The sequence below is a fragment of the Streptococcus sp. CF4-3 genome (genome assembly GCF_024295385.1).
Lineage (GTDB): Bacteria > Bacillota > Bacilli > Lactobacillales > Streptococcaceae > Streptococcus > Streptococcus infantis_I.
This window is the reverse complement of record NZ_JANCPN010000002.1, coordinates 218,665-234,477: the sequence shown is the minus strand read 5'-3', so window position 1 is coordinate 234,477 and position 15,813 is coordinate 218,665. Positions and strand designations below refer to the sequence as shown.

The 15,813-nt window shown below is 40.7% G+C and carries 16 protein-coding genes and 1 pseudogene; 15 read left to right on the top strand and 2 right to left on the bottom strand.

Translation table 11 applies throughout. The annotated features are described in order from the left end of the window. The first annotated feature begins 46 nt into the window (after positions 1 to 46). Complete coding sequence (locus tag NML75_RS02665; protein ID WP_004251701.1) at positions 47 to 247, top strand: hypothetical protein; 201 nt, start codon at positions 47 to 49, stop codon at positions 245 to 247. Between the two features lie 363 nt (positions 248 to 610). On the opposite strand, the pseudogene NML75_RS02660 reads toward NML75_RS02665, so the two are convergent. Then, positions 611 to 3,382: pseudogene (locus NML75_RS02660) on the bottom strand (glycosyl hydrolase family 95 catalytic domain-containing protein); the annotation flags it as partial. Between the two features lie 311 nt (positions 3,383 to 3,693). Here NML75_RS02660 and NML75_RS02655 point away from each other — a divergent pair. The 12 genes from NML75_RS02655 to NML75_RS02600 all read left to right on the top strand — a co-directional run bounded on the left by NML75_RS02655 (position 3,694) and on the right by NML75_RS02600 (position 11,358). Beyond that, positions 3,694 to 3,939, top strand: a complete 246-nt coding sequence (locus NML75_RS02655) for a YneF family protein (RefSeq protein ID WP_004251708.1) — start codon at positions 3,694 to 3,696, stop codon at positions 3,937 to 3,939. A gap of 206 nt (positions 3,940 to 4,145) precedes the next feature. Further along, positions 4,146 to 4,940, top strand: coding sequence for a glutamate racemase (gene racE, locus NML75_RS02650; RefSeq protein WP_254733652.1), 795 nt, complete (start codon positions 4,146 to 4,148; stop codon positions 4,938 to 4,940). Beyond that, positions 4,898 to 5,908 carry a nucleoside-triphosphate diphosphatase gene (locus NML75_RS02645; protein WP_441348912.1) on the top strand — a complete coding sequence of 337 codons (1,011 nt, stop codon included), beginning with the start codon at positions 4,898 to 4,900 and terminating at the stop codon, positions 5,906 to 5,908. The genes racE and NML75_RS02645 overlap by 43 nt, the downstream gene beginning before the upstream one ends. Beyond that, positions 5,884 to 6,405 carry a metallophosphoesterase gene (locus tag NML75_RS02640; RefSeq protein ID WP_254733650.1) on the top strand — a complete coding sequence of 174 codons (522 nt, stop codon included), beginning with the start codon at positions 5,884 to 5,886 and terminating at the stop codon, positions 6,403 to 6,405. The genes NML75_RS02645 and NML75_RS02640 overlap by 25 nt, the downstream gene beginning before the upstream one ends. Further along, positions 6,402 to 6,863, top strand: coding sequence for a cyclic-di-AMP-binding protein CbpB (cbpB, locus tag NML75_RS02635; RefSeq protein WP_254733649.1), 462 nt, complete (start codon positions 6,402 to 6,404; stop codon positions 6,861 to 6,863). The genes NML75_RS02640 and cbpB overlap by 4 nt, the downstream gene beginning before the upstream one ends. After that, positions 6,860 to 7,594 carry a site-specific tyrosine recombinase XerD gene (xerD, locus tag NML75_RS02630; protein WP_254733648.1) on the top strand — a complete coding sequence of 245 codons (735 nt, stop codon included), beginning with the start codon at positions 6,860 to 6,862 and terminating at the stop codon, positions 7,592 to 7,594. The genes cbpB and xerD overlap by 4 nt, the downstream gene beginning before the upstream one ends. Continuing rightward, a complete protein-coding gene (locus tag NML75_RS02625) occupies positions 7,594 to 8,322 on the top strand; it encodes a segregation/condensation protein A (RefSeq protein ID WP_254733647.1) in 729 nt (242 codons plus the stop codon). Before xerD ends, NML75_RS02625 begins: the two co-directional genes overlap by 1 nt. An 18-nt stretch (positions 8,323 to 8,340) precedes the next feature. Then, positions 8,341 to 8,910 carry an SMC-Scp complex subunit ScpB gene (gene scpB, locus NML75_RS02620; protein ID WP_254733646.1) on the top strand — a complete coding sequence of 190 codons (570 nt, stop codon included), beginning with the start codon at positions 8,341 to 8,343 and terminating at the stop codon, positions 8,908 to 8,910. Next, on the top strand, positions 8,897 to 9,622 hold the full coding sequence (locus NML75_RS02615) for a pseudouridine synthase (RefSeq protein ID WP_004251725.1): 726 nt from the start codon (positions 8,897 to 8,899) through the stop codon (positions 9,620 to 9,622). Before scpB ends, NML75_RS02615 begins: the two co-directional genes overlap by 14 nt. Continuing rightward, entirely contained in the window at positions 9,622 to 9,858 is a 237-nt protein-coding gene (gene yidD, locus NML75_RS02610) for a membrane protein insertion efficiency factor YidD (RefSeq protein WP_025170542.1), read from the top strand. The genes NML75_RS02615 and yidD overlap by 1 nt, the downstream gene beginning before the upstream one ends. Positions 9,859 to 9,972: 114 nt before the next feature. After that, positions 9,973 to 11,037 carry a glutamyl aminopeptidase gene (gene pepA / locus NML75_RS02605; protein WP_254733645.1) on the top strand — a complete coding sequence of 355 codons (1,065 nt, stop codon included), beginning with the start codon at positions 9,973 to 9,975 and terminating at the stop codon, positions 11,035 to 11,037. A gap of 24 nt (positions 11,038 to 11,061) precedes the next feature. Further along, on the top strand, positions 11,062 to 11,358 hold the full coding sequence (locus NML75_RS02600; RefSeq protein WP_254733667.1) for a bacteriocin immunity protein: 297 nt from the start codon (positions 11,062 to 11,064) through the stop codon (positions 11,356 to 11,358). A gap of 29 nt (positions 11,359 to 11,387) precedes the next feature. On the opposite strand, the gene NML75_RS02595 is transcribed toward NML75_RS02600, so the two are convergent. Then, on the bottom strand, positions 11,388 to 13,019 hold the full coding sequence (locus tag NML75_RS02595) for a Na/Pi cotransporter family protein (protein WP_004251733.1): 1,632 nt from the start codon (positions 13,017 to 13,019) through the stop codon (positions 11,388 to 11,390). 352 nt (positions 13,020 to 13,371) lie between these two features. Between NML75_RS02595 and NML75_RS02590 the strand changes: the two genes are divergently transcribed. After that, positions 13,372 to 14,571 (top strand): phosphoglycerate kinase, encoded by a 1,200-nt coding sequence (locus tag NML75_RS02590; protein ID WP_254733644.1) that lies wholly within the window; start codon positions 13,372 to 13,374, stop codon positions 14,569 to 14,571. Positions 14,572 to 14,868: 297 nt separating this feature from the next. Next, positions 14,869 to 15,813, top strand: a complete 945-nt coding sequence (folP, locus tag NML75_RS02585) for a dihydropteroate synthase (RefSeq protein ID WP_254733643.1) — start codon at positions 14,869 to 14,871, stop codon at positions 15,811 to 15,813.

Below are 15,813 nucleotides of genomic sequence, written 5' to 3'. Positions count from 1 at the left end.
ATAAGAACTAATCTGTTAGAAATGATATGAACTACGGGAGAATCATATGGACAACCAACCAAATTTTTTTACAGGAATGGCTAGAATTATTGGAACATGCCTCTGGGTAAGAGGAATGGGAGTACTGACTGAGAAGAAGGAATCTGAGCCAAAAGCCCTAGAGGTTGCTAAATTTCTTGCGGCTTATAAAATGTTATCTGCTCTGCCTTGGATTGCGGGACTTCCTAGAAAGGAAGATAAAAAATGAAATTTATTTGGGATATTTTATTTTATATCCTAGTCAAGCCACTGATTACGATTGTAGAATTTATTTGGTATCACATTTGTTTATTTTTTTATGAATTCCTTTTGAATTTGTTATATTCGATTTTTAACTGGATTTATAACTGGCTTTTTAGTTTATTTTAGAGACTAGAAATTGGAAGTACGTACATATATATACTCATATATAACTTTATTATCACAAAAAAGATGGAAGATATTCCATCTTTTTTGTTTATAGCAATAAGATTAAGGCGAAGTTTTAAAAAGCTGATGCAAATAATAGATTCGTAGAGAGTCTATGATATAGATTAGATTTAGTCTAATCAAATTCAGACGGTATAGGCACAGGAAAGTTTTCAAAGGTAATGACATCGCCCTTTTGAGTAGCAAGCTGGATGCGATTGTCTTTGATGCGGGTAGCTTGTACTTCCTTACCGTTTACCTTAACAAGGCTAGATTCGATATTTGGATAGTCTACGACTAAGTCTCCACCCACATTAGAAAGGAAGGATAGCGTTTCAAGATTCTTTTCTTTCCATTTCATGCTGACTTCAAAGTTACCACGAGCTACTAGACCTGAGACTTGACCATCTTTCCATGCATCTGGAAGGGCTGGTAATGGGGCAATGTAGCCGGTGTGAGACTGAAGGAGCATTTCTGCCATACCGCTGGTTGCACCAAAGTTCCCATCAATTTGGAAAGGCGCGTGCGTATCCCAGAGGTTTTCTAGAGTTGAGGATCTGAGTTGTTCTGCCAATAAACGATGGGCACGATTTCCATCTAGGAGACGAGCCCAGAGGTTGATTTTATTAGCCTTAGACCAACCGGTACCACCATCTCCACGATGGTTTAGGGTTGCGCGTGCTGCTTCCAGATATTCAGGCTGATCTTTGCCAAATAAGGTTCCTGGGAAGAGCCCAACCAGATGAGAAACGTGACGGTGATGGTTTTCAATTCCTTCATTAGTGAATTGAGGACTGTCTTCCTCATACCATTCCTTGATACGGCCATCTTGGTTGATATGAAGTGGTTTGAGCTTGTCAAATTTAGCCTTCACTTCTGTCACCAAATCTTGGTCGACATTGAGGTGATTGGCTGCTTCCATATAATCGTGGAATAACTGCCAAACTAGAGATTGGTCAAAGGTATTTCCAATCGTGATAGTTCCATGCTCTGGTGAGTAAGATGGAGAAGAAACCCAACGGTCACTAGATTTGTCGTAGTGCAGGAAGGAATTCCAGAACTTGGCTGTTTCCTTGAGCATTGGATAAATCTTTTCTTTGAGATAGGTTTCATCCTTGGTGAATTTGTAGTAGTCATAGACGTTCTGCATCATCCAAGCATTGGCAGCTGGAGACCAACCCCAATAGTAATTCCAGCCTGGAGTTGTCCAGCCAAATGGTGTTGCTTGAGTATGAACCAACCAACCGTTTTCTTGGCCTTCTTTGGATTCGATACCTGCATATTCTTTAGCAGCGATACGACCATAGTAGCGCATGTCATCAATATAATTGACCATTGGCTTAGCCGTTTCTGCAAGATTGTTCATGTAGGCAGGCCAGTAGTTCATCTGAAGGTTGACATTGAGGTGGTAATCTGAGTTCCAAGGTGGATTGTCTACAGCATTCCAAACTCCCTGCAAGTTGGCAGGAAGGGCATCTGTTCGGTCACGAGACGAACTAATGAGTAGATAACGTCCGTATTGGAAGAAGAGCTCTTCTAGTTTTTGCCCTTTTTCTGGGTTGTAGGTATGCAGAGCTTCTTTTGTAGTTTGGCTAGACTTGCTACCGCCAAGATTTAATTGTACTCGATTGAAGAGACTTTGATAGTCTTTGACATGATTTTCCTTGAGTTTCTCGTAGCCCTTGGCCTTTGCAGTCTCTACGATATTTTTGACCGTTTTTTCTAGATCAATGTCTTTACGATAATTGGTTTTTGGATTTTGAGCAAAGTTGGTCTTGGCACTGAGTAAAAGGGTCGCATAGCTGGCTCCGGTGACAGTCAAATAGCCATCTTGTGCGGTGACTTGTCCGTCTGTCTTGATTCCGAGATAGGAAGCAAATTTCAGACCATTGTCTTTGACAGTTCCTTTGAGCAAAATACCATTAGAATCAGTCGTAACTGCTCCTTGTTTATAATTCGAATATTCCCAGGAGTAGTCGCCATTCGCAATCAAATCTTCAGTCAAGCTATTCCAGAGTGTAAAATCAAGGGTTTTATCACCTTTTTTACTCAAGTGGGTCACAGTAACATCGTCAGGATAGCTAGAGAAGGTTTCACGCTTAAAGATTGTACCGTCTTGGGTATAAGAAGTGGTCGAGATGGCCTCAGAAATATCTAAGCCACGATGATAGTCGGTAACATTTTCCAAGCCTTTCTTTTGATTGTTAAAGACCATAAAGATATCACCAAAAGATAAGTAACGACCATACTGAGCATTGTTTGGTCCGACTAGGTTGCGCTCCGCTAATTGTTTTGCTTTTTGGCGGTTTCCTTCTTCTAATGCCTTACGAATTTCTGCTAAGACCTTATAGCGGTCTTGATAGTTTCCTCCATTGTAGTCGGTGCTATCCGGTTGCGGTCCACCAGACCAGAGAGTTTTTTCATTGTATTGGATTCTTTCTTCACCGATGAGCCCAAAAACTTTTGCCCCCATTTCTCCATTTCCGACTGGCAGGGCTTGTTTTTCCCAGCCGTCATAAGAAGGAGCAGTTGGTTGGTCGTAATGAAGTTGATAGTTTTCTTGCTTAGTCATAGGAAGTTCTGGTTTTTCACTCTCCTTATTTTCAGAAGGTTCAACTACAGCGTTAGTCTCTGATTGATGATGTGTTTGAGGTGTTTCCTTTTCAGGTTTTACCTCTTTGTCAGCTAATTCAGTAGAGGTTTGATTTTCTGTGCTTGGTTGATTTTCCTTACCCTCTTGAGTGGGTTCCTCTACTTTTGTATTCACTTGAACCGTAGTCTCACTGACACTTGCTTGATTTTCTTTCACTTCGATGCCATCGGCAGCTACATTCTGTGTTGCTAGAAAAACAGCTCCCAGTAAAACAGAAGCAGTTCCAACGGTCAATTTTCGGATGCTATACTTACAGGATTTTTCCCAATAGCTCTTCTCCATAAAAACTCCTTTCTCAAATCTGTAAGCGCATACATTTTCTTGTAAAAAAATAAGCCTTGCAGAAAGATGTTTCCTTTGTTTTGTATAATCTTAATATAGCAAATAAATCGATTCAATGCAAGGTTTTTTAGGAAAAACTGAATTATTTTACCAAATTTTAGTTCTTTTTTAATTTTATTGAATTAAAAAAGATTAGAGCTGAAAAAGAATCTGAGTAATGCCCTACCCTTTTGAAAGCGTAAATCAAACTAGTCAGGCGTGGGACTTTATGGTATAATATAGAAGATTCAAAAAGAAACAGGAGAAATATTATGGACCTTATTTTAGCAATTGTCTTGATTGTTTTAGCTTTTCTAGGTGGAGCTCTTGGAGGAATGTACTTGGTGCGCAAGCAAATTGAAAAAGAATTTGCTGATAACCCACGTTTGAATGCAGAAGCAGTTCGTACTCTGTTGAGTGCAAATGGTCAAAAACCAAGCGAAGCTAAGGTGCAACAAGTGTACCACCAAATCATTCGCCAACAAAAAGCAGCCCTTGCTAACAATAAAAAGAAATAAATAGGAAAAGTCTGGGATGAAAATTCCAGACTTCTCACTATGTTCAACTGATATTTAAGGATAAGACTTTTTCCTTGCATTCTATTGATATTTGATTATGATTAAGAGGGGATAGTCTGGAGTTTACCAGTCTGTCAGAAATTTCAGCGAGAAATGTAATGATAATGAACTATCAATCAGAAAAATAAGACTAGAAAGAAGACTGTATGGATAATCGACCAATTGGTTTTTTGGATTCGGGCGTTGGAGGCTTGACCGTTGTACGTGAGCTCATGCGCCAGCTTCCTCATGAAGAAATCGTCTATATTGGAGATTCGGCACGGGCACCTTACGGGCCTCGTCCTGCTGAGCAAATTCGTGAATATACTTGGCAGTTGGTCAACTTTCTTTTGACTAAGGATGTCAAGATGATTGTCATCGCTTGTAATACTGCAACAGCAGTTGTTTGGGAAGAAGTCAAGGCTAGGTTGGATATTCCTGTCCTGGGTGTCATTTTACCGGGTGCTTCAGCTGCTATCAAAGCAAGTCAGGGTGGGAGAATCGGTGTGATTGGAACACCGATGACAGTACAATCAGATATCTATCGTCAAAAAATTCATGACCTAGATCCAAATTTGCAAGTTGAAAGTTTGGCCTGCCCTAAGTTTGCTCCCTTGGTTGAGTCTGGTGCCCTTTCAACCAGTGTGACCAAGAAAGTAGTTTATGAAACCTTGCGTCCATTAGTGGGCAAGGTAGACAGTTTGATTTTGGGTTGTACCCACTACCCGCTCCTCAGACCCATTATCCAAAATGTGATGGGACCAGAAGTGAAACTGATTGATAGTGGTGCAGAGTGTGTACGGGATATTTCTGTATTACTTAATTATTTCGAGATTAATCGTAGCCGGGATGCCGGCCCTCTACAACACCGTTTTTACACGACTGCAAATAGCCATAGTTTTGCTCAGATTGGAGCGGAATGGCTAGAAAAAGAGATTCATGTGGAGCATGTAACATTATGACAAACAAAATTTATGAATACAAGGATAACCAGGACTGGTATGTAGGTGTCTGGGATGTCTACGGTGGAATCTATAGCCTCATAAAAGATCCTCTTGATCTCGATTTTATGGATTTGGCTCGCATTTTCCGTGATGAGGAAAGTGGTTTTCCAATCACGATTACGGTAATGCGCTGGTCTTCCAACTTCCGTTTACTCTCTTTTATCGTTGAGATTTTAAATGCAGAAGCTGGTCGAAACTTGGAAGTCATTCAACGCCAAGGTGCCTTGCTCTTAGTTGAAAATGGACAACTCTTGCATGTGGAATTGCCTAAAGAAGGAGTAGATGTTGAAGCCTTCTTTGAAACTAGCAAAGTCAGAGAAACCTTGTTGATAGCGACTTGTAATGAAGGGAAGACCAAGGAATTTCGTGCTATCTTTGACAAACTTGGATATGATGTGGAGAATCTCAATGATTACCCAGATCTGCCTGAAGTTGCTGAAACTGGTATGACCTTTGAAGAAAATGCTCGCCTTAAGGCTGAAACCATCTCCAAATTGACAGGTAATATGGTTCTAGCAGATGATTCTGGTCTTAAAGTCGATGTCCTCGGTGGATTGCCAGGCGTTTGGTCAGCTCGATTTGCAGGAGTGGGAGCCACTGACCAAGAAAACAATGCTAAACTCTTGCACGAATTAGCCATGGTCTTTGAACTCAAGGACCGTTCGGCACAATTCCACACCACTTTGGTTGTGGCTAGCCCAGGTAAGGAAAGCTTGGTGGTCGAAGCTGATTGGTCAGGCTACATTAACTTTGAACCTAAGGGTGAAAATGGTTTTGGCTATGATCCTCTTTTCCTAGTAGGAGAAACAGGCAAGTCATCAGCTGAATTAACCCTTGAAGAAAAAAATAGTCAATCTCACCGTGCCTTAGCCGTTAAGAAACTTTTGGAGGTATTTCCATCATGGCAAAGCAAACCATCATTGTAATGAGCGACTCCCATGGAGATAGCTTGATTGTAGAAGAAATACGTGATCGCTATCTTGGGAAAGTTGATGCCATTTTTCACGATGGTGACTCGGAGCTTCGCCCAGATTCACCACTCTGGGAAGGGATTCAGGTAGTTAGAGGAAATATGGATTTCTATTCAGATTATCCAGAACGCTTAGTGACTCAACTGGGTCCTACCAAGATTATCCAGACTCACGGACACTTATTTGACATTAACTTCAATTTCCAAAAACTAGATTTCTGGGCTCAAGAGGAAGATGCTGATATCTGTCTCTATGGTCACTTGCATGTGCCAAATGCTTGGATGGAGGGAAAGACTCTCTTTCTAAATCCAGGGTCTATCAGTCAACCACGTGGAACCATCAGAGAATGTCTCTACGCTCGTGTGGAAATTGATGACAGCTATTTCAAAGTGGACTTTTTGACACGTAATCATGTGGTTTATCCTGGCTTATCCAAGGAGTTTGCTCGATGATTGCCAAAGAATTTGAACTCTTTTTGCTGGAGCAAGAGGAAACCTTTTTGACTTCTGCTGAAAATTTGGCTGTGCTCATTGATACTCACAATGCAGATCATGCAATTCTCCTCCTTAGCCAGATGACTTATACACGAGTTCCAGTAGTGACTGCTGAGAAAAAATTTGTTGGGACCATAGGGCTTAGAGATATTTTTGCATATCAAATGGAGCAGGATTTAAGTCAGGAAGTCATGGCGGATATGGATATTGTTCACATGACAAAGAAGGATGTCGCGGTAGTTAATCCAGATTATACACTGACGGATGTTTTACATAAGTTAGTGGATGAGTCTTTCCTGCCAGTCGTTGATAAGGATGGTATTTTCCAAGGGATTATCACGCGGAAGTCAATCCTCAAAGCTGTCAATGCCCTCCTGCATGATTTTAGTAAGGAATATGAGATTCGAAGCAAATGAGAGAATGGATTTTAACATTTTTAGAAGAAAAGCAAAATCTATCTAGTAATTCTAAACAGTCTTATAAATATGACTTGGAGCAGTTTTTAGATCTTATTGGAGAACGAATTTCTGAGACAAGTTTAAAAATCTACCAAGCACAACTATCAAATTTTAAAATCAGTGCCCAAAAGCGTAAAGTTTCTGCCTGCAATCAATTTCTTTACTTTTTATACCAGAAAGGAAAGATTGGCACCTTTTATCGTTTGGAATTGCCGAAACAGGCTGAGAAAAAAAAAGTCAAGTCAGAGCTTTTAGACTTGAGTTCTTTCTGGCAAGAAAGTACCTATCCAGAAGGGCGTTTAATAGCCTTATTGATAGTTGAATTGGGCCTCTTGCCTAGTGAAATTCTAGCCATAAAAATAAGTGATGTAAATCTAGATTTTCAAGTATTGAGAATCAATAAAGCCTCTCAGCAAAGAATCTTGAGTCTTCCCACAAAATTACTTGCAGAGTTAGAACCCTTGATGGGACAGACCTACCTCTTTGAAAAAGCTGGTAGGTCATACTCTCGTCAATGGGCCTTTCGTCAGTTAGAAGCCTTTCTAAAGGAAAAAGGGTTTGCAGATTTATCGGCTCAAGGATTGAGAGAACAGTTTATACTGAGACAAATTGAAGAGAAGGTTGACTTGTATGAAATCGCCAAAAAATTGGGATTAAAAACAGTTATGACCTTAGAAAAATATAGATAATGGATATTAAATTAAAAGATTTTGAAGGGCCTTTGGACTTGCTCTTACACTTGGTTTCAAAGTATCAGATGGATATCTATGATGTACCGATTACAGAAGTTATTGAGCAGTATCTAGCCTATGTATCAACCTTACAAGCCATGCGTTTAGAAGTGGCAGGTGAATATATGGTAATGGCTAGCCAACTGATGCTGATCAAAAGTCGTAAGCTCTTGCCAAAGGTTGCGGAAGTGTCTGATTTAGAGGATGACCTAGAGCAGGATCTCCTTTCTCAGATTGAAGAATACCGCAAGTTTAAACTTTTGGGAGAGCAGTTGGAAGTCAAGCACCAAGAACGAGCTCAATATTACTCAAAAGCACCGACAGAGTTAATTTACGAAGATGCAGAACTCGTTCATGATAAGACCACTATCGATCTTTTCTTAGCCTTTTCAACTTTATTGACCAAGAAAAAGGAAGAATTCTCGAAAAACCATACAACCATTTTACGAGATGAGTATAAGATTGAGGATATGATGGTCATTGTTCGGGAAGCCTTGGTAGAAGGGCAACAACTATGTCTGCAGGATTTGTTTAAAGAAACCAAAGATTTACAAGAGGTCATTACACTCTTTTTAGCAACCTTGGAGTTGATAAAAACCCAAGAAATTCTCTTGATTCAAAAAGAGAGTTTTGGAGATATCTATCTCATGAAAAAGAATGAGGAAAGTCAAGTAGAGCAAAGTTAGGCTTGATAGAGAGGAAGTATGAGTACTTTAGCAAAAATAGAAGGGCTCCTGTTTGTGTCAGGTGAAGATGGGATTAGGGCTCGTCAGTTGGCAGAACTCTTATCGCTACCACCAACAGGGATTCAGCAAAGTTTAGAAAAATTAGCCAAAAAGTATGAAAAAGACCAGGATTCTAGTCTGGCACTGATTGAGACAGGAGGGGCCTACAGATTGGTGACCAAGCCTCAATTTGCAGCTATTTTGAAGGAATATTCTAAGGCGCCAATCAACCAGAGTCTATCTAGGGCTGCGCTTGAAACCTTGTCCATTATTGCTTATAAGCAACCTATCACACGTATAGAAATCGATGCTATTCGTGGGGTTAATTCGAGTGGAGCTTTGGCAAAGTTACAGGCCTTTGACTTGATACGAGAAGATGGAAAGAAAGAAGTTCTTGGTCGCCCTAATCTCTATGTAACTACGGATTATTTTCTAGATTACATGGGTATTAACCATTTGGAAGAATTGCCTGTGATTGATGAGCTTGAAATTCAAGCACAAGAAAGCCAATTATTTGGTGAAAGGATAGAAGAAGATGAGAATCAATAAATATATTGCCCACGCAGGAGTGGCCAGTAGGAGAAAAGCAGAAGAGTTGATCAAGCAAGGCTTGGTGACTGTTAACGGTCAGGTAGTACGTGAATTAGCGACAACCATTAAGTCTGGTGATAAGGTTGAGGTTGAGGGCCAACCCATCTATAACGAAGAAAAGGTTTACTATCTGCTCAATAAGCCACGTGGAGTGATTTCTAGTGTAACAGATGATAAGGGACGTAAGACGGTTGTCGATCTTTTGCCTAATGTGAAAGAGCGTATCTATCCTGTAGGACGTTTGGACTGGGATACATCAGGTGTATTGATTTTGACCAATGATGGTGACTTTACAGACGAGATGATTCACCCTCGAAATGAAATCGATAAGGTTTATGTGGCGCGTGTAAAAGGGATTGCTAACAAGGAAAACCTCCGCCCCTTAACTCGTGGTCTTGAGATTGATGGTAAGAAGACTAAGCCGGCCGTCTACGAAATTCTCAAAGTAGATCCTGTTAAAAACCGTTCTGTTGTACAGTTGACCATCCATGAAGGACGTAACCACCAGGTTAAAAAGATGTTTGAAGCAGTTGGGCTTCAAGTGGATAAGTTGTCTCGGACACGTTTTGGACACTTAGACTTGACAGGTCTCCGTCCAGGAGAATCCCGTCGTCTTAACAAAAAAGAAATCAGCCAACTACACACCATGGCTGTAACAACTAATAAATAATGAAACGAATTTTAATTGCGCCTGTGCGCTTTTACCAACGCTTTATATCCCCTGCATTCCCACCTTCTTGTAGATTTGAGCCTACTTGTTCAAATTACATGATTCAGGCTATTGAAAAGCATGGATTTAAGGGGGTTCTGATGGGATTGGCACGGATTTTACGATGTCATCCTTGGTCTGAAATAGGTAAAGACCCCGTACCAGATCACTTTTCTTTAAAGAGAAATTCAAAATAAAAAGAATCACAGTCGTGATTCTTTTTTGGTGTAGATAGATCTATAGATTGATGATTTTCACTACACTTCTCCTATAAAAAGTGGTAAAATGGTTGAAAGAAAGAAGGGATAGAAATGACAACATTATTTTCTAAAATCAAAGAAGTAACAGAACTTTCTGCTATCTCAGGTCATGAAGCACCTGTACGCGCTTATCTTCGTGAGAAGATAACTCCTCACGTGGATGAAGTAGTGACTGATGGCCTAGGTGGTATTTTTGGTATCAAACACTCAGAAGCAGTCGATGCACCTCGTGTTTTGGTAGCATCTCACATGGATGAAGTTGGTTTTATGGTGAGTGAAATCAAACCAGATGGAACCTTCCGAGTAGTTGAAATCGGTGGTTGGAACCCGATGGTTGTCAGCAGCCAACGATTTAAACTCTTTACGCGCCAAGGACGTGAAATTCCAGTCATCTCAGGTTCAGTACCTCCACATTTGACTCGTGGGACAGGCGGGCCAACCATGCCAGCTATTTCAGATATCGTCTTTGATGGTGGTTTTGCGGATAAGGCTGAGGCCGAAAGTTTTGGTATCCGCCCTGGAGACACAATTGTTCCAGATAGTAGCGCAATCCTAACAGCTAACGAAAAAAATATCATTTCCAAAGCTTGGGACAACCGCTACGGAGTTCTCATGGTGAGTGAATTGGCAGAAAACTTGTCAGGCCAAAAACTAGGCAATGAACTTTATCTTGGGGCTAATGTCCAAGAAGAAGTTGGACTTCGTGGTGCTCATACCTCAACAACCAAATTTGATCCAGAAGTATTTTTGGCAGTTGACTGTTCACCTGCTGGTGATGTTTATGGTGGTCAGGGTAAAATTGGTGATGGAACCTTGATTCGTTTCTACGATCCAGGTCACTTGCTTCTCCCAGGTATGAAGGACTTCCTTTTGACAACTGCAGAAGAAGCTGGAATCAAATACCAATACTATTGTGGAAAAGGTGGTACAGATGCAGGAGCAGCTCATCTGAAAAATGCTGGTGTTCCATCTACAACAATTGGTGTCTGCGCTCGTTATATCCACTCTCACCAAACCCTTTATGCAATGGATGACTTCCTAGAAGCTCAAGCTTTCCTACAAGCCTTGGTTAAAAAATTGGATCGTTCTACAGTAGATTTGATTAAAAATTATTAAACAGAAATGATGGAGGCAATAGGGATGGAAGAACCAAACCTAGAAACCTTGATACGGGATCTTTATAATCATGCCCGTCAAAACCTGAGTGAAGATCTAGTGCTTGCACTTGTAGAGACTGCTAAGCAATTGCCCAGTACCAATGAGCGCTTGCTAGCAGTACGGCTATCGGGTCTGGTCACCCTTGAACTTCTCAAGAATCCTAGAACACCTTCGCCAGAGTTAGTCAATCTGGCCCGCTTTATCAAAAAGGAAGAAGCGAGATACAGGGGTGCAGCCGCATCTTCCATTATGATTGGAGAGCTATTTAAAATGCTTTGATTCGAAAGAATCAAAGCATTTTTTTCGTTTTAAATTTGTTCTGCCAAAACCTTTTCAGCAAGGTTCATAGCGTGGTCTGATACACGAGTGTAGTGTGAAATAATATCGATAAAGTTGACACCTGCTTGGGTAGAACATTCTCCGTTATTTAGACGTTTGATGTGAGTCTTACGAAGGACACGTTCCATGTTGTTGATGTCTTCGTGTCGCTCGATAAGAGCTTGAGCTTTCTCGAGGTCGTTGTTTTCCACACTCTCAAGAGCATCTTTGACGAAATCACTAGTTTTAAGATAAATCTCTGCTAGTTCTTCTAAGGCAGCCTCAGAGAATTGAACATTCTTGCGTTGCAAATAATCGTTAAGATTGAGCAGGGCTTCTGCGTGGTCTCCGATACGTTCCAAGTCTCGTGAAGAGTCAAGGATATTTGTTAAGACTTCACTCTCTTTTTGGCTCAAAGCTTCACCAGATAAACTAATGAGGTAACGAGTCAATTTTTCATCAATGGTATTGATAGCTTCTTCAGTCTTATGTCCCTTTTCTGCAACTTTTTCATTAGAATTGATGATATAGTCGTAAGAGAGGTCAAAGGCTTTCGCAGCATAATTACCCAAGTGTAGAAGTTCTTTTTTAGCATTTCCAAGAGCGATAGATGGAGCTTGTTTGATCAGTTGCTCATCAAGGTAAAGTGGCTCGTATTTGACAACTTCGTCTTCTCCAGGGATAAGTTTGGTTACCAAGAAGGCAAGAGCTCCGATGAATGGAAACTGAATGATTGTATTGGTAATGTTGAAGGTTCCGTGGGCGAAGGCAATGGTCATTTCTGGAGCTAGATTTAAGAAGCTCTCAAACCATTGGATTAAGCCTGTAAATGGAACGAGGAAGATAATACAGATAACAGTCCCGATAACGTTAAAGGCCACATGGGCTGCCGCCACACGTTTGGCTGCAATATTAGCACCCAAGGAAGCGATAATAGCAGTGATAGTAGTTCCGATGTTATCTCCAAAGAGAACTGGTAGGGCACCCTGAAGGTCAATCAGATTGCTAGCGTAGAGATTTTGTAGAATCCCGATGGTCGCTGAGGAGGCTTGAATCAGAAGGGTTAAACCTGTTCCGACAAGAACACCCAAGATTGGATTTTTACTAAGTTCTACCATGTAGTCTTTAAAGACTTGTAAATCTTTAAGGGGTTCCATAGCGCCACTCATAAGATTGAGGGCAAAGAAGATACCACCGACACCAAAGACAATTCGTCCGATGTTATTGATAGTTCTATTTTTTGTGAAGAAGAGACAGACTGCTCCGAGAAAGAGCATAGGTAATGCGTAGTCTCCCAATTTAAAACCAATGATAAAGGATGTGACGGTTGTTCCAATATTGGCTCCCATAACAATCCCAATAGCCTGACGTAAAGTCAATAGTCCAGCGCTAACCAGACCAACTGTAATAACCGTAACACCTGAACTCGATTGAATCAGGGCAGTCATCCCAATTCCAACTAAAATTCCAAAGAAAGGATTGCTAGTATATTTGTCAATGTAATATCGAAGACGATCTCCAGCTGCTTGTTGCAAACCGTCCCCCATGGTTTTGATACTATATAAGAATAGTCCCAGGCCACCTAAAAAGTGAAATGCAATTTCCTGCCAATTAATGGACATTTTATTTTCCCTCCGAAAACTAATCGCGGAATTTCTCCCATTCTATTTTAAAGGATTCTAAGCAATCTAACAAGTAGTAAATAGTAAATTTTAATAAAAATGTAATGAATCTTTTATTAAAAAGTATCATTTAGTTGGGATATCATTATTCCAACTAGTAAGCATTTAATGATTTTTTGGATGAAAATTTAAAATTAGTGAGAGTTCCGATTATCTAATAATCACTAGTTTTATACTCTTATTTTTAAAGTAACAGACTAATCGAGAAAGAGAAAAGTTTAAGGTTTTGCTATCTCTTTTATTGATTTTGTGATATAATTAACACGTAAAAAAAAAGAAGGAGTCATATCTAATGGCAAAATTGACTGTTAAAGACGTTGACTTGAAAGGGAAAAAAGTTCTCGTTCGTGTTGACTTCAACGTACCTGTAAAAGATGGCGTGATCACTAACGATAACCGTATCACTGCTGCTCTTCCAACAATCAAGTACATCCTTGAACAAGGTGGACGTGCAATCCTCTTCTCTCACCTTGGACGTGTGAAAGAAGAAGCAGACAAAGAAGGTAAATCACTTGCTCCTGTAGCGGCTGACTTGGCTGCTAAATTGGGTCAAGACGTTGCTTTCCTTCCAGGTGTTACTCGTGGTGCTGAATTGGAAGCAGCGATTAATGCTCTTGAAGATGGACAAGTTCTCTTGGTTGAAAACACTCGTTTCGAAGATGTTGACGGCAAGAAAGAATCTAAAAACGATCCTGAACTTGGTAAATACTGGGCATCACTTGGAGATGGTATCTTCGTAAACGATGCATTCGGTACAGCTCACCGTGCACACGCATCTAACGTTGGTATCTCAGCAAACGTTGAAAAAGCTGTTGCTGGATTCCTTCTTGAAAACGAAATTGCTTACATCCAAGAAGCTGTTGAAGCTCCAGAACGTCCATTCGTAGCTATCCTTGGTGGTTCAAAAGTTTCAGACAAGATCGGTGTTATCGAAAACTTGCTTGAAAAAGCTGATAAAGTTCTTATCGGTGGTGGGATGACTTACACATTCTACAAAGCACAAGGTATCGAAATTGGTAACTCACTTGTAGAAGAAGACAAATTGGATGTCGCTAAAGCTCTTCTTGAAAAAGCAAACGGCAAATTGATTTTGCCAGTTGACTCAAAAGAAGCAAACGCATTTGCTGACTACACTGAAGTGAAAGACACTGAAGGTGAAGCAGTAGACCCAGGATTCCTTGGTCTTGATATCGGTCCTAAATCAATCGCTAAATTCGACCAAGAATTGACTGGTGCGAAAACAGTTGTATGGAATGGTCCTATGGGTGTATTTGAAAACCCTGACTTCCAAGCTGGTACAATCGGTGTGATGGATGCTATCGTGAAACAACCAGGCGTTAAATCAATCATCGGTGGTGGTGACTCAGCTGCCGCAGCTATCAACCTTGGTCGTGCAGACAAGTTCTCATGGATCTCTACTGGTGGTGGAGCTTCAATGGAGCTTCTCGAAGGTAAAGTTCTTCCAGGACTTGCAGCTTTGACTGAAAAATAAGAATATAAAAAAGGAGGCTGGGACAAAAGTCCTAGCCTCTCAATTGTCTTTGGATTTTCGAGCAGGACGCAGTGGTTGAGTGGTCTCTACTACGCTGATTTCATCAACTTTTACAACCCTACTCAACTGTACGGAGGTGGGACGACGAAATCGAATTCTAACGAATTACCGATTTCTGTCCCACTCTCTTTTTTGCGCTCTTTTAAAGTTTGAGAGTAGCGAGGGATAATTGGACAGAATCCAAAAAAAACAGTAAAATAGAGGAATACCAATTTAAATGAAATTTGAGTAATAATCGTGGAAAAAAGAGACAATCATACAAAAACAGCTATTTGCGGTATTATCAATGTCACCCCAGATTCTTTCTCTGATGGGGGCCAATTTTTTGCTATTGAAGAAGCCTTAAAACAAGCTCGAAAATTGATTGCTGAAGGTGCCACTATTTTAGATATCGGTGGAGAGTCTACTCGACCTGGAAGTAGCTATGTTGAGATTGAAGAGGAAATCCAACGTGTCGTCCCAGTCATTGAGGCTATCCGTCAAGAAAGTGATGTCTTGATTTCGGTAGACACTTGGAAAAGTCAAGTTGCAGAAGCAGCTCTAAAGGCTGGGGCCCATATAGTTAATGACATTACAGGTCTTATGGGGGATGAGAAGATGGCGGAAGTGGTTGCCAAAGCTGGAGCTCAGGTAGTCATCATGTTTAATCCAGTCATGGCACGCCCTCAGCACCCTAGTTCACTTATCTTCCCTTATTTTGGCTTTGGAGAGCCTTTTACAAAGGAAGACTTAGATGAGTTTGAAAAACTACCAGTAGAAGAATTGATGATAGCTTTCTTTAACCGTGCTCTAGTAAGAGCGGAAAAAGCAGGAATTTCGAAAGAAAAGATCATGCTGGATCCTGGGATTGGCTTTGGCTTGACCAAAAAGGAAAATCTCATACTTCTACGTGACCTTAATAAATTACAAGAGATGGGCTATCCTATCTTTTTAGGAGTCTCTCGCAAGCGCTTTGTCATCAATATTCTGGAAGAAAATGGTTTTGAAGTAAATCCAGAAACTGAAGAAGGCTTCCGAAATCGTGATACGGCTTCATCTCATGTGACCAGTATCGCCGCTAGACAAGGTGTGGAAGTGGTGCGCGTACACGATGTAGCCAGCCACAAGATGGCGGTTGAAATTGCATCAGCCATCCGTCTGGCAGATGATGCGGAAAATTTAAACTTGAAACAGTATAAATAA